Genomic DNA, 21,011 nt, shown 5'->3' with positions numbered 1-21,011 from the left:
GCATCCTTCCTTACTGCACGGCAGTGAGTTTGCCCGGCACGCCGCCAATCGAGCCTGCGCCCATGGTCAGTACCACATCGCCATCCTGGGCGTATTCCACAATCGCCGCCGGCAGGTCAGCCACCTGTTCGACAAACACCGGCTCCACCTTGCCCGCCACGCGCAGCGCCCGGGTCAGCGCCCGGCCATCGGCGGCCACAATCGGCGCTTCACCAGCCGGGTAGACTTCGGTCAGCAGCACGCCATCCACGCTGGTCAGCACCTTGATGAAATCTTCAAACAAATCGCGGGTGCGCGAATAGCGGTGCGGCTGGAAGGCCAGCACCAGGCGGCGGCCCGGAAACGCACCACGGGCAGCAGCCAGCGTGGCAGCCATTTCCACCGGGTGATGACCGTAGTCATCCACCAGGGTGAAGCTGCCGCCAGCAGGCAACGCCACCTCGCCGTAGCGCTGAAAACGCCGGCCCACCCCGGAAAACTGCGCCAGCCCCTGACGGATGGCGTCGATGCCCGCCCCGCACTCCAGCGCAATGGCGATGGTTGCCAGGGCGTTCAACACATTGTGCCGGCCCGGCGTGTTCAGCACGATGGCTTCACGGTGCACTGCACCATTGTGCCAGACTGCGTCAAAACGCATGCATTGTCCATCGGCATGCACATTTTCTGCGCGAATCTGGGCGTCTTCAGTAAAACCGTAAGTGGTGACCGGGCGCTTCACCTGCGGCAGGATGCTGCGCACATTGGCGTCGTCCACACACAGCACCGCATGACCATAAAATGGCAGCCGATGCAAAAAATCTACAAAAGCCTGCTTAAGTTTATCCAGACTGTGACCGTAAGTATCCATATGGTCAGCGTCAATATTCGTCACAACCGCCATCACTGGCTGCAGGCACAAGAACGAAGCATCCGATTCGTCGGCTTCGGCTACCAGGAAATCGCCCTGGCCCAGCCGCGCATTGGTGCCGGCGGCTTCCAGCCGACCGCCGATGACAAAGGTGGGGTCCAGCCCGGCTGCGCCCAGCACCGACGCCACCAGGCTGGTGGTGGTGGTCTTGCCATGGGTGCCGGCAATGGCAATGCCCTGCTTGAAGCGCATCAGCTCGGCCAGCATCATGGCGCGCGGCACCACCGGAATATGCGCCTGCTCTGCGGCCTGCACTTCCGGATTATCCGCCTTGACCGCCGTGGATGTCACCACCACGTCCGCGCCGACGATATATCCGGCATCATGACCAAAATACACCGTTGCCCCGGCGTTGACCAGCCTGCGTGTGGTCGCGCTGTCGGCCATGTCCGAGCCGGACACGGTATACCCCAGCGTCAGTAGCACTTCGGCAATGCCGCTCATGCCCACGCCGCCAATCCCGACAAAGTGAATGTGTTTGACTCGGTGTTTCATCGCCTGGTGCGTTCCTGTCGCCCGGATTTCGGGGGCAACATCAAAAAGTTTGCTATTGTGCCGCAAAGCGGGCCTGTCAGTACACCGTTTGTCATTGTCTTATTCCGATAACGCCACGCAGGCGTCAGCCACCTGGCTGGCGGCACCGGTCAGCGCCATCTTGCGCGCAGCGTGCGCCATGTTCAGGCACTGCGCCCGGTCCAGTTGCGCCAGCCAGCTGGCCAGCGCTTCGGCGTCCAGGCTGGATTGCGGCCACAGCCGCGCTGCGCCGGCGTCGGCCAGATAGCGGGCATTGCCGGTCTGATGGTCGTCCACCGCATGTGGGTAGGGCACCAGCACGCTGCCCACGCCCACGGCGGCCAGTTCAGCCACGGTCAGCGCGCCAGCGCGGCAGATCACCAGGTCTGCCTGTGCGTATTCGCTGGCCATGTCATCAATGAAACTGCGGCAATCTGCCGCCACGCCGGCGTCGGCGTACGCGGCCTTCAGCGCGTCAATGGCCTTGGCACCGGCCTGATGCACCACCAGGGGCCGTTGCGCCGCTGGCAGGCGGGCCAGTGCCGCCGGCAGAGTGTCGTTCAGCGCCTTGGCCCCCAGGCTGCCGCCCACCACCAGCAGGCGCAGCGGCCCCTGGCGACCGGCAAAACGGACATCTGGCGCGGGCACGGCGGCAATTGCCGCCCGCACCGGGTTACCCACCAGGCCATCGCCGCCGGGAAACGCCGACGGAAATGCGTACAGGGTGCGCGAGGCCAGCCGCGACAACACGCGGTTGGTCAGCCCAGCCACAGAATTTTGCTCATGAATCACCAGTGGCTTGAACAGCAGCCGGGTCATCACCCCGCCAGGAAAGCCGGTGTAGCCGCCAAACCCCACCGACACATCGGGCCGATGACGAAAAATCACACTGGCCGCGCCACCCAGTGCGCGCAGCAGCATCCATGGCAGCGACAGCCAGCGGCGCAGGCCATTGCCGCGCATGCCGCGCATTGGCAGGGTTTCCAGCAGATAGCCGTGCTGCGGCACCAACTGGGTTTCCATGCCGCCTTCCGCGCCGAGAAACACCAGGGTCCAGCCTCTGGACTTGAGTTCGTCCGCCACCGCCAGCGCCGGGAAAATATGCCCGCCAGTGCCGCCAGTCATGATCAATGCCGTGCGTTTTGCCATGAATCTATACCTTGTAGCCGCGCAGGGTCTGGCGGTTTTCCCAGTCAATGCGCAGCACGATGGCCAGCGCCGAACAGTTGGCCAGCAGCGCGCTGCCACCATACGACAGCAGCGGCAGGGTCAGGCCCTTGGTGGGCAGCAGGCCCATGTTCACGCCAATATTGATGAACGACTGCACTGCCAGCCAGATGCCCACCCCCTGCGCCACCAGCGACTGAAAATAACGCTCCTGCTTGCGCGCTTCCACGCCAATCATGAACGCCCGGCGCACCACATAGGCAAACAGCCCAACCACTGCCACAATACCGATAAAGCCGCATTCCTCGGCAATCACCGCCATCAGAAAATCGGTGTGCGCTTCCGGCAGGTAAAACAGTTTTTCCACACTGCCGCCCAGGCCCACGCCCAGCCATTCGCCACGGCCAAAGGCAATCAGCGAATGCGACAGCTGGTAGCCCTTGCCGTAGGGATCCTGCCACGGGTCCATAAAGCCGGTCACCCGTTGCAGGCGATAGGGCGAACTGATGATCAGCACCACAAACGCCCCCAGGCTGACCACGCTCAGCGCGGCAAAAATCCGTCCATTGATGCCGCCCAGAAACAGCGTGCCCATGGCAATGGCGGCAATCACGGTGAACGCGCCAAAGTCTGGCTCCAGCAGCAGCAGCGCCCCGGAGGCAATCACCGCCACTGCCATGGGCAGAAAGCCCTTGCTGAAGCTGTGCATCCAGTCGGCCTTGCGCACGGTGTAATTGGCTGCATAGAGCACCACCGCCAGCTTCATCAGCTCGGAGGGCTGCAAATTCAGCACCACCAGATTGATCCAGCGCCGCGAACCGTTCACCACCTTGCCGATACCCGGCACCAGCACCAGAATCAGCAGAATAAACGCGCCCACAAACAGATATGGCGCTTTTTCCTGCCAGATCCGGCTGGGAATATGAAACACAATCCAGCTGACAATCAGCGAGATGGTCAGATACACGCCATGGCGAATCAGATAAAAATAGCGGTTATGGGTATCCGGGTCGGCCTCGGCGTAGGCAATCGATGCTGAATACACCATGACAAAGCCAACCGACAGCAACAGGGCAATCGCCCAGATCAGCCCGTCATCGTGGGCAGTCAGCGGGGTGGGGGAGCGGTCGGAGGGGGTTGGCCGGATCAGGCTGGCAAATTTCACGGGCGGGCCTCGTCAGCCAGTTGCCGGGCGCTGGCGATAAACACCTCGGCGCGGTGGGCATAGTTGCGGAACATGTCCAGGCTGGCACAGGCCGGCGACAGCAGCACCACATCGCCCGGCTGGGCGGCCTGATACGCCTGGCGGGTGGCGTCTTCCAGGGTATCGGCCCGGTGCACCGGCACGCTCACCTCTGCCAGCGCGGCTTCGATGCGCTCGGCGTCGCGGCCAATCAGCAGCACCGCGCGGGCAATGCGCGCCACCGCCGCCGCCAGCGGGGTGAAATCCTGACCCTTGCCATCGCCACCGGCAATCAGCACCACCGGACGGCTCATGCCGTTCAGTGCCGCTTCGGTGGCCCCCACATTGGTGCCTTTGGAGTCGTCGTAAAAATCCACCCCGTTCAGTTGCAGCACATGCTCCACCCGGTGCGCCAGCCCCTTGAAGCAGCACAGCCCGGCCAGCAGGCTGGCGCGATCCAGGCCGATGGCCTCGCACAGCGCCAGCGCGGCCAGCGCATTGGCTGCATTGTGCAGGCCGGTGAGCTGCATGTGGGCAACGTCCAGCACCGGCTCGCCGTCCACCGCCAGGGCAATGCTCTGGCCGTCGCGGCACAGGCCATACTGCGCCGGCTGGGTCAGGCTGAAGCGGCGCACGGCCCGGCCAGGACGAACCATGGCGCGGCAGAACACATCGTCCTGATTGATTACCTGCACGCCATCGCCAGCAAAAATGGCAGTTTTGCTGTGGGCGTAATCCAGTAAATCCTGATAACGGTCGAGGTGATCTTCCGAGATATTCAGCACGGTGGCGGCGTCGGCACGCAGGCTGCGCACGCCTTCCAGCTGAAAGCTGGACAGCTCCAGCACAAACACCTCCGGCCAGATGCCGCTGTCCTCGATATCACACAGCGCATCCAGCACTGGCAGGCCGATATTGCCGGCCACCACGGTGTTCAGCCCGGCCTGCTGGCACAGATGGCCCACCAGCGAGGTGACGGTGGTCTTGCCATTCGAGCCGGTGATGGCAATCACCCGGCTGAGCTGGCCGGCCAGCGCCTGGGCAAACAGCTCGACATCGCCAATCACCTGGCCGCCGGCCTGGGCAAACGCCACAATCTGCGCGGTGGCCAGCGGCACACCAGGGCTGACCACCAGCAGGTCGCAGCCGGCAAAGCTGCTGGCGTGAAACGGGCCACAGCGCAGTTCGGCCTCCGGCGCATGGCCCGCCAGTTCGGCCTGATGCGGCGGTGTGGCGCGGCTGTCGGCCACCACCAGGCGCACCCCGCGCCGGGCCAGCCAGCGCGCTGCCGACAGACCGCTGTCGCCCAGTCCAACCACCCCTACCGTGAGTCCGTGCAAGTCGATCATCGCCATTATCTCTTATCGCAGTTTCAGGGTGGAAAGCCCGGCCAGCACCAGCATCATGGTGATAATCCAGAAGCGCACCACCACCTGGGTTTCCTTCCAGCCCTTCAATTCGTAGTGGTGATGCAGCGGAGCCATGCGGAACACCCGCTTGCCGGTCAGCTTGAAGCTGCCGACCTGAATCATCACTGACAGCGCCTCCATCACAAACACCCCGCCCATGATGAACAGCACGATTTCCTGACGGACAATCACTGCCACCGTACCCAGCCCGGCCCCCAGCGCCAGCGCGCCCACGTCACCCATGAACACCTGGGCCGGATAGGCGTTGAACCATAGGAAGGCCAGGCAGGCCCCGCACATGGCGGCGCAGAACACCACCACCTCATGCGCACCGGGGATATGCGGCAAGCCCAGATACTTGGCAAACACCGCATGGCCGGCCACGTAGGCAAACACTGCCAGCGCCGCGCTGACCAGCACCACCGGCAGCGCCGCCAGCCCGTCCAGGCCGTCGGTCAGGTTGACCGCATTGGAGGTGCCGACAATCACAAAGTAGGTGAGTACGCAAAAGCCAATGGCCCCAAACGGGTACACCACGTTCTTGAAGAACGGCACAATGAATTCGGTAGACGCCGGCAGGTGGGCGGTGCCAGACAGAAACACCCCGGCGCTGATGGCAATCGCCGATTGCCAGAACATCTTGCCGCGTGCCGACAGGCCTTTCGGGTTTTTGTACACCACCTTGCGGTAGTCATCGACAAAGCCAATCAGCCCGGTGCCGCAGGTTACTGCCAGCAGCAGCCAGACAAACCGGTTGCTCAGGTCGGCCCACAGCAGCGTGGTCAGGCCAATCGACAGCAGAATCAGCGTGCCGCCCATGGTGGGCGTGCCCGCCTTGATCAGATGGGTTTGCGGGCCGTCGTCGCGGACAGCCTGGCCCACTTTCAGTTCGGTCAGTTTGCGAATCACCCATGGCCCCAACTGCAGGCCAATGGCCAGCGAGGTCAGGGTGGCCAGCACCGCGCGCAGGGTGATGTAGTTCACCACGCTGAAGGCGCGGATATGGTCGCTCAGCCAGTTGGCCAGCAGCAGTAACACGTTGTTGCTCCCTTGTTTCGGGTTGGGGGATGAAAGTTGCAGGGGTCTTGTCTGGGGCTCAGTGTCCGCCGGATGGTGTGGCCTCGGGCAGCAAGCGTGCCACCACCCGTTCCATGCGCATGAAGCGCGAGCCCTTGACCAGCACGCTGGCCGGCGCATTGACCGTGCGCTGAACGCCATCGACCAGCGCGTCCAGATCGGGGTAATGCCGGCCTGCCGGGCCAAAGGCCGCCACGGTGTGGGCGCTGAGTTCGCCCAGACCATGTAGGCTGTCGATACCCAGCTCGCGGGCGTATGCGCCCACCTCGGCGTGCATGGCCGCGCCGCCATCGCCCAGCTCGCCAATGTCGCCCAGTACGGCGTGGCGCGCACCCGGCTGGGATGCCAGCACGCGCAGTGCCGCACGCATGGAGTCGGGGTTGGCGTTGTAGGTGTCGTCCAGAATCACCACGCCGTCGGCGCGCTGTCGGCGTTGCAGACGTCCGGCCACCCCGGCAAACGCCGCCAGCCCGGCGGCAATCGCCGTCAGCGGCACGCCCAGCGCCAGTGCCAGGCTGGTGGCGGTCAGCGCATTGCGCACGGTGTGTTCGCCGGGCACCTGCAACCGGGTATGCACTTCGCCCTGTGGCGTGCGCAAGGTCAGCGCGGTGTGGGCCGCTGCCAGCGTACAGGCCGCCACCTGCACTTCGCCGCGCTGCCAGCCAAAGCCCAGCTGCGGCGCATGGCCCGCCAGCTGTTGCCACAGGCCGGCATGGGCATCGTCCAGATTGATGCAGGCGGTCACGCCGGCGGGCAATTGTTCAAACAGCTCGCCTTTGGCGCGGGCAATGGCTTCTACCGAAGCAAAGTGGCCCGCATGGGCGCGCTGGGCGTTGTTGATGGCCACCACGTCCGGGCGGGCCAGATCGGCCAGATAGCGGATTTCACCGCTGTGGTTCATGCCCATTTCAATCACGGCAAACTGATGCTGTGGCCGCAGGCGCAGCAGAGTCAGCGGCACGCCGATGTCGTTGTTCAGATTGCCGGCAGTGGCCAGCACCGCATCGTCGCCCACTTGCGCGGCCAGAATGGCGCGCAGCATTTCCTTGACGCTGGTTTTGCCGCTGCTGCCGGTAATGCCGGCCATGCGCCCGGCAAACCCCACCGTGCGCCAGTGCGCGGCCAGCCGGCCCAGCGCCGCCAGGGTGTCGTCCACCCGGATCAGGCTGGCACCGGGCAGTTCAGGAAAATCCGTGCGCACCAGCGCAGCGGCTGCGCCAGCGGCCAGGGCATCCGCCACAAAATCCTGCGCGTCAAAACGCTCGCCCTTGAGGGCAACAAACAGGTCGCCAGGCTGGATGGCGCGGCTGTCGGTGGTGACACGGGCAAAGGCAACGTCGGCACCATCGGCCTGGCCGCCAATCGCCAGCGCGGCGGCGTGAGTGGTCAGCATGCGTTCAGTCATGGGCGGGGCTCCAGCGCGCCAGGGCGGCTTCTGCCACCTGAAAATCAGAAAACGGGTGTTTCACCCCGGCAATGTCCTGGTATTCCTCATGGCCCTTGCCGGCAATCAGCACCACATCGCCCCGCTGCGCCTGGGCAATGGCCCAGTGAATGGCGGCGGCGCGATCGGGGTCAACATGGCCCGGTGCGGACATGCCGGCCAGAATGTCGGCGATGATGGCGTCTGGCGCTTCGCTGCGCGGGTTGTCGCTGGTCACCACGGCCACGTCGGCGCGGGCCTGGGCAATGGCCCCCATTTGTGGCCGCTTGCCGGGGTCGCGGTCGCCGCCGCAGCCAAATACGCAATACAGCTTGCCGCCGGCGGGACGAATCTCGGCCAGGGTGGCCAGCGCCTTGTCCAGGGCATCTGGCGTGTGGGCGTAGTCGATCACCACCAGCGGTTCACGGTGGCCGCCGCTGTGCTGCATGCGTCCGCGCGCCGGCAGAATCTGGCCAAGCACCCGGCAGGCGTCGGCCAGTGCCACGCCATTGGCGCATAGCGCACCCAGGCAGGCCAGCAGATTGGCGGCGTTGAAACGGCCCAGCAGCGGGGTGTCGATATGGCCATCGCCCCACGGTGTGCGCACATCCAGGTGCAGGCCGGCCAGCGAGGCGTCCAGCCGGGTGACGGTAATGTCGCCGCCGGTCAGGCCGTAGGTGTAGACCTTGGTGCGCTGACGGTCGATGCCGGCGGCCAGGGTCTGGCCAAAGGCGTCGTCGATATTGATCACCGCGTGGCGCAGGCCATCCCAGTGAAACAGCCGCGCCTTGCTGGCCCCGTAGGCGTCCATGTCACCGTGGTAGTCCAGGTGATCGCGGGTCAGATTGGTAAACACTGCGGTGGTGAACGCGACGCCATTGACACGAAACTGGTCCAGCCCATGGCTGGATACTTCCATCGCCACCACTTGCGCCTGCTGGCGCAGGTAGTCGGCCAGCCGGTGCTGCACAGTGACCGGGTCGGGCGTGGTGTGGGTGGTGTCGCTGAGTTCGCCAACAAACCCATTGCCCACTGTGCCAATCAACGCCGTTTTGCGCCCGAGCAGGGTCCAGGCTTGCGCCAGCCAGTGCGAAATCGAGGTTTTGCCGTTGGTGCCGGTAATGCCCACCATCAGCATGGCGCGGCTGGGGTGGCCCAGCACCTGGCTGGCCACCATCCCGGCACGCTGACGCAGCTCGGGGACGGCCAGATTCGGGGTGGCCGCCCACTGCGCCGGCCAGGCAAACCCCTCTGCCGGGTCCCACAATACCGCCGCCGCGCCACGCGCCAGCGCGCTGGCGATATAGTCGCGGCCATCGGCGTATTCGCCGCGAAAGGCCAGGAACACATCTCCGGGCAACACCCGGCGGCTGTCGGACTCCACCCGGCGCAGCGGCGTGGGCAAACGCTCAAGCACGCCCGCGTCCCAGTCGGATAAAGGGGTCATCAGGCTGTTCATGTCTCTTCCCGCACTTCTGGAATATTGTCCAGCGGAATCAGGGTGTTATTGGTTGGTGCGTCAGGCTCGACGCCCAGAATGCGCAGGCTGCCGGCCATCACATTGCTGAACACCGGGCCGGCCACCGTGCCGCCGTAGTACTGGCCCTGCGGCTCGTCAATCATCACCGCCACAATCAGCCGGGGGCGGGTGGCCGGGGCAAAGCCAACAAACGAGGAAATATACTTGCTGGCGGCGTAGCCACGGCCTTCCTGCTTGTGCGCGGTGCCGGTCTTGCCGCCCACGTTGAAGCCCAGCACCTGGGCGCGCGGCGCGGTGCCGCCTGGCTGGGTGACCGTCATCAGCATGTCGCGCATCTTGCGCGCAGTGTCTGGCTTGAGCACCGGCTTGCCGGGCATGGCCTGATCCAGCCGGAAAAAGCTTACCGGCATCAGCACGCCATCGTTGGTGAAAATGGTGTAGGCACGGGCCAACTGCATCAGGCTGAGCGAAATGCCGTGGCCGTAGCTCATGGTGGCCTGTTCAATCGGTTTCCAGGTTTTATACGGACGCACGCGACCAGTGGCTTCACCAGGGAAGCCGGTTTGTGGCACGCGGCCAAAGCCGACATCGTCAAACAGCTGCCACAGGGTTTGCGGCGGCAGCATCAGGGCAATTTTGGACGAGCCGACGTTGCTGGATTTCTGGATGATTTCCCATACCGCCAGTTGCGGGTGGCTGTGCGAGTCCTTGATGCGCGCCGGGCCGATGCTGTAGCTCTCGGTATTGAACATCTGCTCGGTGCGCACCACGCCATCGTCCAGCGCCTTGGCCACGGTGAATGGCTTGAGGGTGGAGCCGGGTTCAAACAGGTCGGTCAGCGCCCGGTTGCGCTTCATCGCCGGATCCAGCCGCTGGCGGTTGTTCGGGTTGAACGAGGGCAGATTGGCCAGCGCCAGCACTTCGCCCGTGTGGGCATCCAGCACCACCACGCCGCCGGCCTTGGCCTTGAAGGTTTCCACCGCCGCTTTCAGCTCGCGAAACGCCAGATACTGGATCTTGCGGTCGATCGACAGCGACAGGGTCTGGCCATCGCGCGGACGTTCGATGGCGGCAATGTCTTCGATGATATGGCCGCGCCGGTCCTTGATCACATGGCGGCGGCCCGGCTTGCCGGCCAGCATTTTTTCCTTGGCCAGCTCCAGGCCTTCCTGGCCACGGCCATCCACCCCGGTGACGCCAACCACATGCGCGGTCATTTCACCGTCTGGGTAAAAGCGGCGGAACTCCTGCTGCTTGGCAATGCCGGGAATGCCCAGCTTCATCACCGCATCAGCCAGGTCGGGGCTGATCTGGCGCTTGATGTACAAAAATTCGCGGCGCTTGTCCGACAGCTTGCGCGACACTTCTGCCGGGTCCATTTCCAGCAGCCGGGCCAACTGGTTGATCTTGTCTGCCGGCACCGGCTCCATATCCGCCGGGCTGGCCCAGATAGACTGCACCGGGGTGGAAATTGCCAGCGGTTCGCCATTGCGGTCGGCAATCACCCCCCGGTTGGCTTCCAGTTCAATCGCCCGGCTGTAGCGCGCGGCCCCCTGGCTTTGCAGGAAATCCTGTTTTACCAGTTGCAGGTACACCGCCCGCCCCAGCAAGGCAACAAACAACAGGCCCAGACCCAGGCCCACCCAGCGCATGCGCACGGGTGGCAGGCGCACGCTTGGGCTGGGGCGAGGGGCGTGGCGGGTGGCTCCAACAATGGCCATGATCAGCGACTCCGGCTGGCAGCGCCAGCTTGCACCACCTGCACTTCACGCGGGTCAGGGGTGTGCATCGACAGACGTTCGGTGGCGGCGCGTTCAATCAGCGAGTGCGCCGCCCAAGTGCTTTGTTCCAGCTGCAGCTTGCCAAACTCCACTTCCAGCTGATGGGTGAATTTCTGTTCTTTTTCCAGCTCGCTGTACAGCTTGCGTGCCAGATGCTGCGAGGTAATGACCCCCAGCGCGCAGACAATCAGTGCCACCAGCAGCACGGTGTTGAAGCGGTGTCTCACGCCAACCCCTTCCACTCGCCTTCGGTGCGCTCGGCCACCCGCATGATGGCGCTGCGCGCACGCGGGTTGTCGCGCACTTCGTCGGCGCTGGCGCGAATGGCCTTGCCCACCAGGCGCAGCGGTGCTTGCGGAATGTCTGCCGCGCGCACCAGCACCCACGACGGCAGGGTGTCGGCAGTGGCGGCGTCGCGCAGGAAGTTCTTGACGATGCGGTCTTCCAGCGAATGAAAGCTGATGACCGAAATCCGTCCCCCCGTGCGCAGCCGGGCAATGATTTGCGGCAGGGTGGCGCTCAGTTCTTCGAGTTCACGATTGAGGTAAATCCGAATAGCCTGAAAGGTGCGGGTGGCCGGGTCCTGGCCGGGCTCACGAGTGCGGACGTTTTGCGCAACAAGGCGGGCGAGCTCGCCCGTGCGCGTAATCGGGGACTCTGCCCGCGTCGCAATAATCGCTGCTGCAATCGATTTAGCAAACCGCTCTTCGCCATAGGTTTTGATCACTTCTCGGATATCGGCCTCGTCGGCCTGGGCCAGCCATTGTGCGGCGGTCAGGCCACGGGTGGTGTCCATGCGCATGTCCAGCGGGGCGTCAAAGCGGAAGCTGAAGCCGCGTTCGGCTTCGTCGATCTGCGGCGAGGAGATCCCCAGATCCATCAATACGCCGTCCACTTTGCTCACGCCCAGCGCATCCAGCGCCTGGGTGAAACAGACAAAACCGTCATGGACAATCTGAAAACGCGGGTCGGCCAGCGCCTGCGCCGAGGCAATGGCGGCGGGGTCTTTGTCAAAGGCAATCAGCCGGCCTGTCGGGCCAAGCTGCGCCAGAATGCGCCGGCTATGGCCGCCACGGCCAAAGGTGCAATCCACATAAACGCCATCGGGTTTGACCGACAGGCCGTCAACCGCTTCGGCCAGCAGTACCGTGCGGTGAATCAGGGTGGCTGGGTTCACAGTGACAGCGCTCCCAGTTCGGTGAGCGCCTGGGCAGGCAAGGCCAGTGCGGCGTTGGTTTCGGCCTCGAAGGCCTCGGCGTCCCACAGTTCAAAGCGATGCCCCATGCCCACCAGCGCCACGTTTTTGTTCAGACCGGTTTTTTGCCGCAGGCGAGCAGGCAGCAGCACCCGCCCGGCAGCGTCGATTTCCAGGGTTTCAGCATTGCCAAGCAATAAGCGGGCATACGCCCGCACGGCGGGTTGGGTCACGGGCAGCGCCGCGAGTTTTTCCATCACAGGAAGCCAGTTCTTTTCCGGGTAGACAAGCAAAAATCTGGGGGAGTCCAGGGTGACCACCAAGCGGCCATTTCCGTCGGCCAGCAGCGGCTCGCGGTGCCGGACCGGCAGGGCCAGGCGACCTTTATTATCGAGCGACAGCGTGCTGACTCCTCCAAACATGTGGTTGACCCCGATGATGTTTGCCGCCGCCGGTGATAGCGCACCGCACACGGCGGACACGGCCTGGGCATCGGCAACGACCAACGGGTTTTAACCCCCGACAATTTGGCCATTCTCCCACCTGGGGCCACTTTTTCCCACTGCGCGCCACTATAAGGACAAACAAAACCCCGGTCAACCGCAGACCGGGGTTTCGCCTTTTGCGACAAGCACTTATCTGGCATTGCCATCAAGATGGCCAGTCAAATCATATGTTTAGCTTAGGGGTTTCTACTGGGCCGGGCAGACGGCACTGCTGCACTGCACTAGCGTGGCTGGCATAGACGTGGCAGAGAAATGATGCAAATCAGCTAAACATTGCGTAGTTCTACTTAGCTGCCGGGCCGTTCATAACTGCCGCGCGTCAGCGCACACCGGGCCTGGCCCAGGCGGCCAGCGCCTGAATGTCCGCCGGCGTGGTGCGGCAGCAGCCGCCAATCAGCCGTGCGCCCTGCGCCTGCCACTGGCGGGCAGCTTCGGCAAAGGCCTGCGGGTCGGCGCAGCCATGCCAGCATTTATGTACCGGGTCGTAGCTTTCTCCGGCGTTTGGGTACACCAGCACCGGTTTGTCACTGGCGGCTTTGGCGGCGGCAATCAGCTCGGGGATAAAGCCTGGTGCGGTGCAATTCACCCCGACCGCCACCACCTGCGCATAATCCGCCAGCGCCGCCACCGCGTCGGCCAGCCGCTCGCCCTGGCAGGTATGCGCGCCATCGCGGCAGCTGAAGCTGATCCACGCCCGCGCTTGCGGAAATTCGTCGGCCAGCAGTTCGGCCAGCGCCAGCGCTTCCTGCTGGCAGGGCAAGGTTTCGCAGGCCAGCACATCCGGCTGCGCTGCCAGCAAGGCCGCCAGGCGCGGGCGGTGAAAGTCTTTCAGCGTGGCGCTGTCCACGCCGTAATGGCCCACATACTCCGACCCATCCGCCCGCATTGCCCCAAACGGCCCCACCGAGGCGGCCACCAGCGGACGCGGGCGCAGGCCGTGCTGTTCGGGGTGCGTGGCCCAGAACGCGTCACGCGCTTCGCGGGCCAATTGCACCGACAACTGCAGGCAGGCCGTCGCCTGTTCGGCACTTAAGCCGCGCCGGGCAAACCCCTGGTAACTGGCCTGGTAGCTGGCGGTGGTGGCCACGTCGGCACCGGCGGCAAAGTAGTCGGTGTGTACTGCCCGGATCAGCTCGGGCGCTTCCAGCAACACCCGCGCCGACCACAGCGCATCGTTCAGGTCGCAGCCGCGCCGCTCCAGCTCGGTGGCCAGCGCGCCATCGAGAATCAACAGGGGGAATTGGGTCAGGGCGGTGTGAATCGGGTTGGTGGCAGATGGGGTCATGGTGGTGCTCATCGGTCAAAATCAGTCAAAAAAATCCCACGCCACAATGGCCCAAGCCTGGGGCGATTGTCAATCCAGGTAGGTGTGCGGCCTTGCGCCGAAGTGACGTAAACGTCATTAGGTAGAAATCCGTATTTCTCCCGGTTCAGGGCTTGCATCCCGCGCCACTCAATGCCAAAGTCGATCACATCAAGCGGTGGGCACTGGTTCACCGAGCAACTATCACGATAATACGCATCCGCCCCATTCAGGGGCGGGCAGAGGAAGAGGCCGCATCATGCATATCACCTTGCTGGGGGTGCTTGGCATCCATAGCGTCATGGTCCTGGCTGCGTGCGGCCTGCTGTTTGCTGCTGGCGCGCTGGCGTCGGCGTGGACGCTGGCGGGGCTGGGGGTGATTGCCGGGCTGGGCCTGCTGGCCTGTGTGTATCCGCCGCTGTTGCGTCCGCTGCAACGGCTGCGTGCCAGCCTGCCGGCCAGCAATGCACCCGCGCGGGCGATGTCCGAACCGTGGCCGCTGCCGGGTGGGGTGCTGAACGAAGCCATTGAAAGCTTCAATCGCGAACGCGCCACCCTGTGCCGGGTATTGGGCGGGGTGCGCCAGCATAATATTGCCTTGTCGATTCAGGCCGCGCATATCGGCAAGGTGATTCAGGATGCCCGCGACAAGGCGCTGGCGCAGGAAACCCTGGCCGAACAGATTGTCGGCCTGACCGAGCAAAGCCAGCACGAGGTGGGCACGATCAAAGCCAGCGTGGGGGTGATTGCCGGCTTCAGCCAGACCTTGGCCGACAATGCCAGCCACACTTGTAGCGCAGTGGAAAGCGCCGACCAGCGCGCCCGTGCGGCGGTAACCGTCATGGACCAGTTTGCCCATACCCTGGCCCAATTGCAGGAAGACACCTCAGCGATTATTGGCAGCGTGACAGAAATACGCGGAATTTCCGACCAGACCAATCTGCTGGCGCTGAATGCGGCGATTGAAGCCGCGCGTGCTGGCGAGTCGGGCCGGGGGTTTGCCGTGGTGGCCGACGAAGTGCGCAAGCTGGCCGAGCGCACCCACGCGCTGGCGCTGACGGTGACCGACCGGGTGGAGTCGATTCATCGTCAGTCGCAGCACACCGCCGACAATACTGCCACCATCATGCACAACATGGGCGACGCCAGTAGCTTGCTCAGTGAAGCCAATCAGGCGCTGGCCGGGCTGGCGCAGGGCAGCCGCCAGGTCAACCAGGAAATCGGTACCATCCATGCCGCCATGGAAGTGCTGGCCAGCAATCATCAGGATATCCACCAGCATGTCAGCCAGATGCACCAGCTGGCTGAGCACATGGCCGAGGTAATGCAGGTCAGCACCAAGGCGTCTGGCGGGCTGATTGCCTCGGCTGAGCAGGTGATGCGCGATCTGGGCCGCTTTGAACTGGCTGACGGGCCGTTTGACCAGGTGGTGCGTCAGCTCTACACCTGCCGCGCCACCTGCGAGCAGATGCTCGACCAACTGGCGGCCTCGGGTTGCCAGTTGTTTGACCGTCAGTACCAGCCGATTCCCGGCACCAATCCACAGCAGTACCACACCCGCTACGACCGGGCATTTGAACAGCTGTTTCGCCCCTACTTTGACCAGATGACCGCCCAGGTAACCGGATGCGACCTGGTGGTGCTGCTGACCGGCGAAGAAACCTATCCGCCCACGCATATCAGCAAATATAGCCAGCCGCCCACCGACGACCCGGCGCACAATCTGGCCTTCAGCCGCGACAAGCGCTTTCACCGCGCCAACCCGATGCTGCAACGCACCTGCACCGATACCGGGCCATTCCTGTTTCAGGCCTATGTGCGCGATATTGGCGATATTTATGCGCTGATTTCCGTGCCGGTATTCCACCAGGGCCGGCACTGGGGCGGGCTGATTTTCAGCCTGCGCCATGAAGCGCTGCTGAACAGCGGCCAGGGTGGGCGGGCACAGCTTACAACACCACCATGAGATCAAACTTGGGATACGCTGAAAAAATCGTCATTCCCGCGAAGGCATGATTGCACATCCTTGATTTTAATAGGTTTTGTTTTTTGCAAACACGATTTTTCTGAATAAATCAGCGCATCCCTAGATAGTGAGATAGTGTCGTCACGAGCAAAGTCTCTCAGTTAAACTTCAGTGCATGACGACACCCACCACAAACGCCCTCCCGGCGCACCGGTGCCACGACATATGACCGAGTCTGGCTTTTGCTTGAGCCGCTGCTACCCGGACGCCGAGGCGTCTGGGGTGGCATTGCCAAAGATAATCGATTGTTTATCAATGCGATATTCTGGATCTTGCGCACCGGTACCCCGTGGCGTGACCTGCCACCGGATTACGGTGATTGGAAAAACACCCACCGACGCTTTTGCCGGTGGCGCGACAAGGGGGTGTGGACGCAACTGCTTGAAGCACTGATCACCAAACCAGACTTCGAATGGCTGATGATCGATGCCACCCATGCCAGGGTCCATCCGCATGCAGCAGGCGCTCGCGGCGGCAATCAGGCGATGGGGGTCACAAAAGGGGGCTGAACAGCAAACTGCATCTGGCCGTAGACGCCCATGGCATGCCCGTGCGCGTTCTACTCACCTCAGGCACGACGGCGGACTGCACACAAGCCCATGCCCTGATCGAAGGCTTGAACGCACTGCACCTGCTGGCTGATCGGGGCTATGACAGCAACGCCATCGTTGAACAGGCGAAGCAACAGGACATGCAAGTGGTGATTCCTCCGCGCAAGAATCGGAAGGAACGCCGCGAATATGACAAAGATTTATACCGTCACCGGCATCTGGTCGAGAATGTGTTCTTGCAACTCAAGCGCTGGCGTGGCATTGCACCCGCTATGCCAGGAATGCCGCTTCGTTCCTGGCTGCGGCCCAGATTCGCTGTATTGCCATCTAGTAGCCAGTCACCATGATCTGAATCGACTGACAGGCGATTAGAGCGCTTTCGGCATGAGTTTCACCTCAGGTGTCGTTCCCGCGAAGGCGGGAACCCAGACCGCGCCACAGCGTGCACGGTGGGCATGGCGCAGGTAGCGCTGATGAGCGCTCACCCCGCTGTACGCTGTGGACACGCCTGGATTCCCGCCTGCGCGGGAATGACGCGGTGGGGCGCGGCGAGTGGTTCGTCGTGGAACGTGAGCCATCGTGTTTCAACGTGACTGACTACTAGGCTCGTGTCTTGTGACGACACTATCTAGTAGCCAGTCACGTTGAAACGCGAGGATAAAGACGAGCAAGCTTACGCCGGGCATCCTGAGTGGAGAACTTCCACTTGACGGGGATGGCGTTGGCGTTGCGTTCACGCACATTGGCCTCAACCTCGCGTCGCAGCATTTCTTCATCGGCGATACGTTGCGACAAACACATGTTAGACAGCACCGCCAGCTCAAGCTCAGCGATGTTGAGCCAACTGCCATGCTTGGGGGTGTAGTGAAACTCCAGCTTCCTGGCAATGGCGCGGGCTTCTTCTGGCTGAAACGCTTCGTAGAGAGAGGCTGTTTTGTGGGTGTTCAGGTTGTCCAGAACAACCCGAATCACTTCGGCGTCCGGGTAGCATTCGACGATGTGCCGCATGGCGTGAGCAAAGTCGATCTTCGTGCGGCGCTGCATGATCAGCACCTCCCGCCAGCCCCGCTTCGGTTCGCAGATCATCATCAGATTGCGCACGCCGTTGCGCTTGTATTCAGTATCCTGACGAGCGGGCGCGCTGGGTTGTGGCGGTATGGGTTCACGCACCTCACCAATCAGTTGCTTCGGGCTTTCGTCGAAGCAGATGACCGGGCGTGCCGGATCATAGGGTTCTGCGTACAAATCAAGCAGATCTTCCATCGGCGCAACAAATTCGGCGCCGACCTCAGGAATACACCACTCCTGCACCTGCCACGGTTTTAAGGTGTTTTTTTAAAAGCCGACGCACCGTTTCGTGACTGAACGAATCGGCGTATCCCAGTTGTACGACCTTGTCGGCCAACAGACGCAAGGTCCAGTGGTCATGTCCGGCGGGAGGTGGGGTACAGGCGGTGGCAATCACATGGGCGCATTGCTTATCCGTCAATTTCGGCGCTTTTCCAGGACGCGGTCTATCGCTCAACGCGGCTTCGACGCCTTCTTCGACACATCGTTGCCGGGTGTGGTGGATCATGGTGGCGGACACGGCCAGGGCTTCCATGATCGCCGTATCCTTACAGCCCGCTGCCGCCTTCAGCAGTATCCTGGCCCGCGTTTGCTTGCGCGCTGCGCACTTGCCCTTGCGCAGTATGGCTTCCAGCATTTCGACTTCGTCATCTGTCAGCGTGACACGATACTTGATGGCGGGCATGGTGGTTTCCTCAGCGGGGTTGTGCCGTCCTGTATGCAGCAGCTGTGCCTATTATCTGTTCAGATCATGGTGACTGGCTACTAGGGGTGTAGTGAAACTCCAGCTTCCTGGCAATGGCGTGGGCTTCTTCTGGCTTAAACGCTTCGTAGAGGGAGGCTGTTTTGTGGGTGTTCAGGTTGTCGAGGACGACCCGAATCACTTCGGCGTCCGGGTAGTATTCGACGATGTACCGCATGGCGTGAGCAAAGTCGATCTTCGTGCGGCGCTGCATGATCAGCACCTCCCGCCAGTCCCGCTTCGGTTCGCAGATCATCATCAGATTGCGCACGCCGTTGCGCTGATATTCAGTGTCCTGCCGAGCGGGCGCGCCAGGTTGTGGCGGCATGGGTTCGCGCACCTCACCAATCAGCTGCTTCGGACTTTCGTCGAAGCAGACGACCGGGCGCGCTGGATCGTAGGGTTCTGCGTACAGATCAAGCAAGTCTTCCATCGGCGCAACAAATTCAGCGCCGACCTCAGGAATACACCACTCCTGCACCTGCCACGGTTTCAAGGTGTTTTTTTAACAGCCGACGCACCGTTTCGTAGCTGAACGAATCGGCGTACCCCAGTTGCACCAACTTGTCGGCCAACAGGCGCAAGGTCCAGTGGTCATGTCCGGCGGGAGGTGGCAATCACACGGGACGTAACACTTAGCAGAGTGTTGCTCTTGGTTCTTGAGACCGCCCCTTGAAAAGATGGTGGCTGTCACCATTTTCATATACAAGTGCATAAAACACAGAAGCATAGCAAGCCAACCATATGAATTTATAGAAAAAATGGTTGACAAACTAGATTTCCATACGCACTTAACCTTGTCTACAATTTCTATTTAGGAGCGCGCATATGCCTCGCAAGTTCGTTTTTCCTGACGTCAATGATCGTTCAGCAAACTCCCCGTCAATAATTGCTAAAAGTGAACAAATTATTGGGCTGTACAACCAAGCTAACCCTAACGATAAGATGGAACGGGTCACCCAAAAAGTGCAAGATTGGTTCACATCGCAAGCAACGACGACGTACCAGTGGGATAACGCCGAAATGGCAGGGAACCAATGTTTCTTACGGGCGGATATCCCGCCTCGTTAACCTCCTCGTTTCAGCCTCTTAATTTCTTCCTGGCCAATCAGGCCAGACAGTGTTTTAGCCCATAGGCGAAATGCCACACGCAAAAATGCCGCGCCCGGCACAGGCCGGGCGCGGCGTGATGGCACCACCAAGCAAAAACTCAGCCCGCCAGCTTCTGCCTCAGAATCTCCTGCACCTGCGCCGGATTAGCCTTGCCCTTGCTGGCCTTCATCACCTGACCGGCCAGCGCGTTCAGCGCCTTTTCCTTGCCGGCGCGGAATTCTTCCACGGCCTTGGGGTTGGCGGCGATGGCTTCGTCCACCAGTTTTTCAATCGCGCCGCTGTCCGACACCTGCTTGAGGCCGTCGCGTTCGATGATGGCATCGGCGTCCAGCTCGCTGTCCCACAGCGCGTCAAACACCTGCTTGGCCAGCTTGTTGGACAAGGTGTTGTCGGCAATCCGCACCACCAGCCCGGCCAGGCGCTGGGCTGACAGCGGGCAGTCGGCGATGGATTTTTCTTCGCGGTTCAGCCGGGCGGCAATTTCACCATTCACCCAGTTGGCCACCAGCTTGCCTTGACCCTGGCTGGCCTGGGCGGCAGCTTCAAAGTAGCGCGCCAGCGCCAGCGATTGCGTCAGCAGGCCGGCGTCGTAGGCGGAGACGCCAAAGCTATCGACAAAGCGCTGCTTCATTTCGCCCGGCAGTTCCGGCATGTCGGCGCGAATCGCCTCCACTTCTTCATCGCGGATCACCAGCGGCAGCAGGTCTGGATCGGGGAAGTAGCGGTAGTCGTGGGCGTCTTCCTTGCTGCGCATGGCGCGGGTTTCGCCGCTGTCCGGGTCGAACAGCACCGTGGCCTGCTGCACCTTGCCGCCGTCCTCGATCAGGTCGATCTGATACTGGATTTCCGCGTTGATTGCCTGTTCCAGAAAGCGGAAGGAGTTCAGGTTCTTGATTTCGCGGCGGGTGCCAAATTCGGCCTGGCCAAACGGGCGAATCGACACATTGGCGTCCACCCGGAAGCTGCCTTCCTGCATATTGCCGTCACAGATGCCCAGCCAGGTCACCAGCGTATACAGTGCGCGGGCATAGGCCACGGCTTCGGTGGCCGAGCGCATTTCCGGCTCGGACACAATTTCCAGCAGCGGCGTGCCGGCACGGTTAAGGTCGATGCCGGTCATGCCATGGAAGTCTTCATGCAGGCTCTTGCCGGCGTCTTCTTCCAGATGGGCGCGGGTGAGGTTGATGGTTTTTTCGCCATCGCCCACCAGAATGCTGATCTGGCCGCCTTCCACCACCGGCAGCTCGAACTGGCTGATCTGGTAGCCCTTGGGCAGGTCAGGGTAAAAGTAATTCTTGCGGGCAAAGATCGAGGTGCGGTTAACCTTGGCACCGATGGCCAGGCCAAAGCGGATGGCCTTGTCCACGGCGGCACGGTTCATCACCGGCAACACGCCAGGCAGGGCGATGTCCACTGCGCTGGCCTGGGTGTTGGGCGCAGCACCAAACGCGGTGCTGCTGCCAGAAAAGATTTTCGACTGGGTGGAAAGCTGGGTATGCACTTCCAGACCAATCACGACTTCCCATTTCATGCTTTGGATTCCTTCGCGGTCGTTGGGCGGGCGGCG

Annotated in this window: 17 protein-coding genes and 1 pseudogene; 3 read left to right on the top strand and 15 right to left on the bottom strand. The window is 62.5% G+C overall.

From position 1 onward, the window contains the following. Window positions 1–10 precede the first annotated feature (10 nt). The 12 genes from murC to mmuM form a co-directional block, all read right to left on the bottom strand. On the bottom strand, window positions 11–1,402 hold the full coding sequence (gene murC / locus BXU06_RS13955) for a UDP-N-acetylmuramate--L-alanine ligase (protein WP_077300882.1): 1,392 nt from the start codon (window positions 1,400–1,402) through the stop codon (window positions 11–13). A gap of 99 nt (window positions 1,403–1,501) precedes the next feature. Further along, the gene (gene murG, locus BXU06_RS13950; RefSeq protein WP_171982225.1) at window positions 1,502–2,569 is read right to left on the bottom strand and encodes an undecaprenyldiphospho-muramoylpentapeptide beta-N-acetylglucosaminyltransferase; all 1,068 of its coding nucleotides are present in this window, start codon (window positions 2,567–2,569) and stop codon (window positions 1,502–1,504) included. Between the two features lie 4 nt (window positions 2,570–2,573). Next, window positions 2,574–3,752: a putative lipid II flippase FtsW gene (gene ftsW, locus BXU06_RS13945; RefSeq protein ID WP_253189473.1), complete on the bottom strand. Its 1,179-nt coding sequence runs from the start codon at window positions 3,750–3,752 to the stop codon at window positions 2,574–2,576. Next, window positions 3,749–5,119, bottom strand: coding sequence for a UDP-N-acetylmuramoyl-L-alanine--D-glutamate ligase (murD, locus tag BXU06_RS13940; protein ID WP_077300879.1), 1,371 nt, complete (start codon window positions 5,117–5,119; stop codon window positions 3,749–3,751). Before murD ends, ftsW begins: the two co-directional genes overlap by 4 nt. Window positions 5,120–5,131: 12 nt before the next feature. Beyond that, the gene (gene mraY / locus BXU06_RS13935) at window positions 5,132–6,217 is read right to left on the bottom strand and encodes a phospho-N-acetylmuramoyl-pentapeptide-transferase (protein WP_077300876.1); all 1,086 of its coding nucleotides are present in this window, start codon (window positions 6,215–6,217) and stop codon (window positions 5,132–5,134) included. 58 nt (window positions 6,218–6,275) lie between these two features. After that, complete coding sequence (gene murF / locus BXU06_RS13930) at window positions 6,276–7,661, bottom strand: UDP-N-acetylmuramoyl-tripeptide--D-alanyl-D-alanine ligase (protein ID WP_253189472.1); 1,386 nt, start codon at window positions 7,659–7,661, stop codon at window positions 6,276–6,278. Then, window positions 7,654–9,138, bottom strand: a complete 1,485-nt coding sequence (locus tag BXU06_RS13925; RefSeq protein WP_077300873.1) for a UDP-N-acetylmuramoyl-L-alanyl-D-glutamate--2,6-diaminopimelate ligase — start codon at window positions 9,136–9,138, stop codon at window positions 7,654–7,656. The genes murF and BXU06_RS13925 overlap by 8 nt, the downstream gene beginning before the upstream one ends. After that, entirely contained in the window at window positions 9,135–10,880 is a 1,746-nt protein-coding gene (locus BXU06_RS13920; protein ID WP_077300870.1) for a penicillin-binding protein 2, read from the bottom strand. Before BXU06_RS13920 ends, BXU06_RS13925 begins: the two co-directional genes overlap by 4 nt. A gap of 2 nt (window positions 10,881–10,882) precedes the next feature. Next, window positions 10,883–11,167 (bottom strand): cell division protein FtsL, encoded by a 285-nt coding sequence (gene ftsL / locus BXU06_RS13915; RefSeq protein ID WP_077300867.1) that lies wholly within the window; start codon window positions 11,165–11,167, stop codon window positions 10,883–10,885. Continuing rightward, window positions 11,164–12,117, bottom strand: a complete 954-nt coding sequence (gene rsmH / locus BXU06_RS13910; protein ID WP_077300864.1) for a 16S rRNA (cytosine(1402)-N(4))-methyltransferase RsmH — start codon at window positions 12,115–12,117, stop codon at window positions 11,164–11,166. The genes ftsL and rsmH overlap by 4 nt, the downstream gene beginning before the upstream one ends. Beyond that, complete coding sequence (gene mraZ / locus BXU06_RS13905; protein ID WP_077302910.1) at window positions 12,114–12,557, bottom strand: division/cell wall cluster transcriptional repressor MraZ; 444 nt, start codon at window positions 12,555–12,557, stop codon at window positions 12,114–12,116. The genes rsmH and mraZ overlap by 4 nt, the downstream gene beginning before the upstream one ends. Window positions 12,558–12,960: 403 nt before the next feature. After that, entirely contained in the window at window positions 12,961–13,926 is a 966-nt protein-coding gene (mmuM, locus tag BXU06_RS13900) for a homocysteine S-methyltransferase (protein WP_077302908.1), read from the bottom strand. Between the two features lie 277 nt (window positions 13,927–14,203). On the opposite strand from mmuM, the gene BXU06_RS17910 reads away from it, so the two are divergent. Continuing rightward, the gene (locus tag BXU06_RS17910; RefSeq protein ID WP_077300861.1) at window positions 14,204–15,910 is read left to right on the top strand and encodes a methyl-accepting chemotaxis protein; all 1,707 of its coding nucleotides are present in this window, start codon (window positions 14,204–14,206) and stop codon (window positions 15,908–15,910) included. A 175-nt stretch (window positions 15,911–16,085) separates the two neighbouring features. Next, window positions 16,086–16,852: pseudogene (locus tag BXU06_RS13890) on the top strand (IS5 family transposase). Window positions 16,853–17,160: 308 nt separating this feature from the next. Here BXU06_RS13890 and BXU06_RS13885 read toward each other — a convergent pair. Together BXU06_RS13885 and BXU06_RS13880 are read right to left on the bottom strand one after the other, a co-directional pair. Then, window positions 17,161–18,274 (bottom strand): IS630 family transposase gene (locus BXU06_RS13885; protein ID WP_150125192.1). Its coding sequence is split into 2 segments (ribosomal slippage): window positions 17,161–17,848 and window positions 17,847–18,274, totalling 1,116 coding nucleotides; the frame shifts between segments, so codons are not numbered across the junction. A gap of 64 nt (window positions 18,275–18,338) precedes the next feature. Beyond that, window positions 18,339–18,827, bottom strand: coding sequence for an IS630 family transposase (locus BXU06_RS13880; protein ID WP_150125216.1), 489 nt, complete (start codon window positions 18,825–18,827; stop codon window positions 18,339–18,341). A gap of 332 nt (window positions 18,828–19,159) precedes the next feature. Between BXU06_RS13880 and BXU06_RS17480 the strand changes: the two genes are divergently transcribed. Beyond that, window positions 19,160–19,402 (top strand): hypothetical protein, encoded by a 243-nt coding sequence (locus tag BXU06_RS17480; RefSeq protein WP_150125215.1) that lies wholly within the window; start codon window positions 19,160–19,162, stop codon window positions 19,400–19,402. A gap of 139 nt (window positions 19,403–19,541) precedes the next feature. On the opposite strand, the gene gatB is transcribed toward BXU06_RS17480, so the two are convergent. Continuing rightward, window positions 19,542–20,975: an Asp-tRNA(Asn)/Glu-tRNA(Gln) amidotransferase subunit GatB gene (gene gatB / locus BXU06_RS13875; RefSeq protein WP_077300854.1), complete on the bottom strand. Its 1,434-nt coding sequence runs from the start codon at window positions 20,973–20,975 to the stop codon at window positions 19,542–19,544. Window positions 20,976–21,011 lie beyond the last annotated feature (36 nt).

It is taken from the genome of Aquaspirillum sp. LM1, from assembly GCF_002002905.1.
In the GTDB taxonomy this organism is placed as follows: Bacteria; Pseudomonadota; Gammaproteobacteria; order Burkholderiales; family Aquaspirillaceae; genus Rivihabitans.
The sequence above is the reverse complement of the archived record's forward strand: the minus strand, read 5'-3'. Positions and strand labels throughout refer to the sequence as shown.

Bases quoted from the DNA above. Each gene is read 5' to 3' on its own strand.
- murC (WP_077300882.1), bottom strand. From the start codon at position 1,402: ATGAAACACCGAGTCAAACACATTCACTTTGTCGGGATTGGCGGCGTG.
- murG (WP_171982225.1), bottom strand. From the start codon at position 2,569: ATGGCAAAACGCACGGCATTGATCATGACTGGCGGCACTGGCGGGCAT.
- murD (WP_077300879.1), bottom strand. From the start codon at position 5,119: ATGATCGACTTGCACGGACTCACGGTAGGGGTGGTTGGACTGGGCGAC.
- murF (WP_253189472.1), bottom strand. From the start codon at position 7,661: ATGACTGAACGCATGCTGACCACTCACGCCGCCGCGCTGGCGATTGGC.
- BXU06_RS13925 (WP_077300873.1), bottom strand. From the start codon at position 9,138: ATGAACAGCCTGATGACCCCTTTATCCGACTGGGACGCGGGCGTGCTT.
- BXU06_RS13920 (WP_077300870.1), bottom strand. From the start codon at position 10,880: ATGGCCATTGTTGGAGCCACCCGCCACGCCCCTCGCCCCAGCCCAAGC.
- mraZ (WP_077302910.1), bottom strand. From the start codon at position 12,557: ATGTTTGGAGGAGTCAGCACGCTGTCGCTCGATAATAAAGGTCGCCTG.
- mmuM (WP_077302908.1), bottom strand. From the start codon at position 13,926: ATGACCCCATCTGCCACCAACCCGATTCACACCGCCCTGACCCAATTC.
- BXU06_RS17910 (WP_077300861.1), top strand. From the start codon at position 14,204: ATGCATATCACCTTGCTGGGGGTGCTTGGCATCCATAGCGTCATGGTC.
- BXU06_RS17480 (WP_150125215.1), top strand. From the start codon at position 19,160: ATGCCTCGCAAGTTCGTTTTTCCTGACGTCAATGATCGTTCAGCAAAC.
- gatB (WP_077300854.1), bottom strand. From the start codon at position 20,975: ATGAAATGGGAAGTCGTGATTGGTCTGGAAGTGCATACCCAGCTTTCC.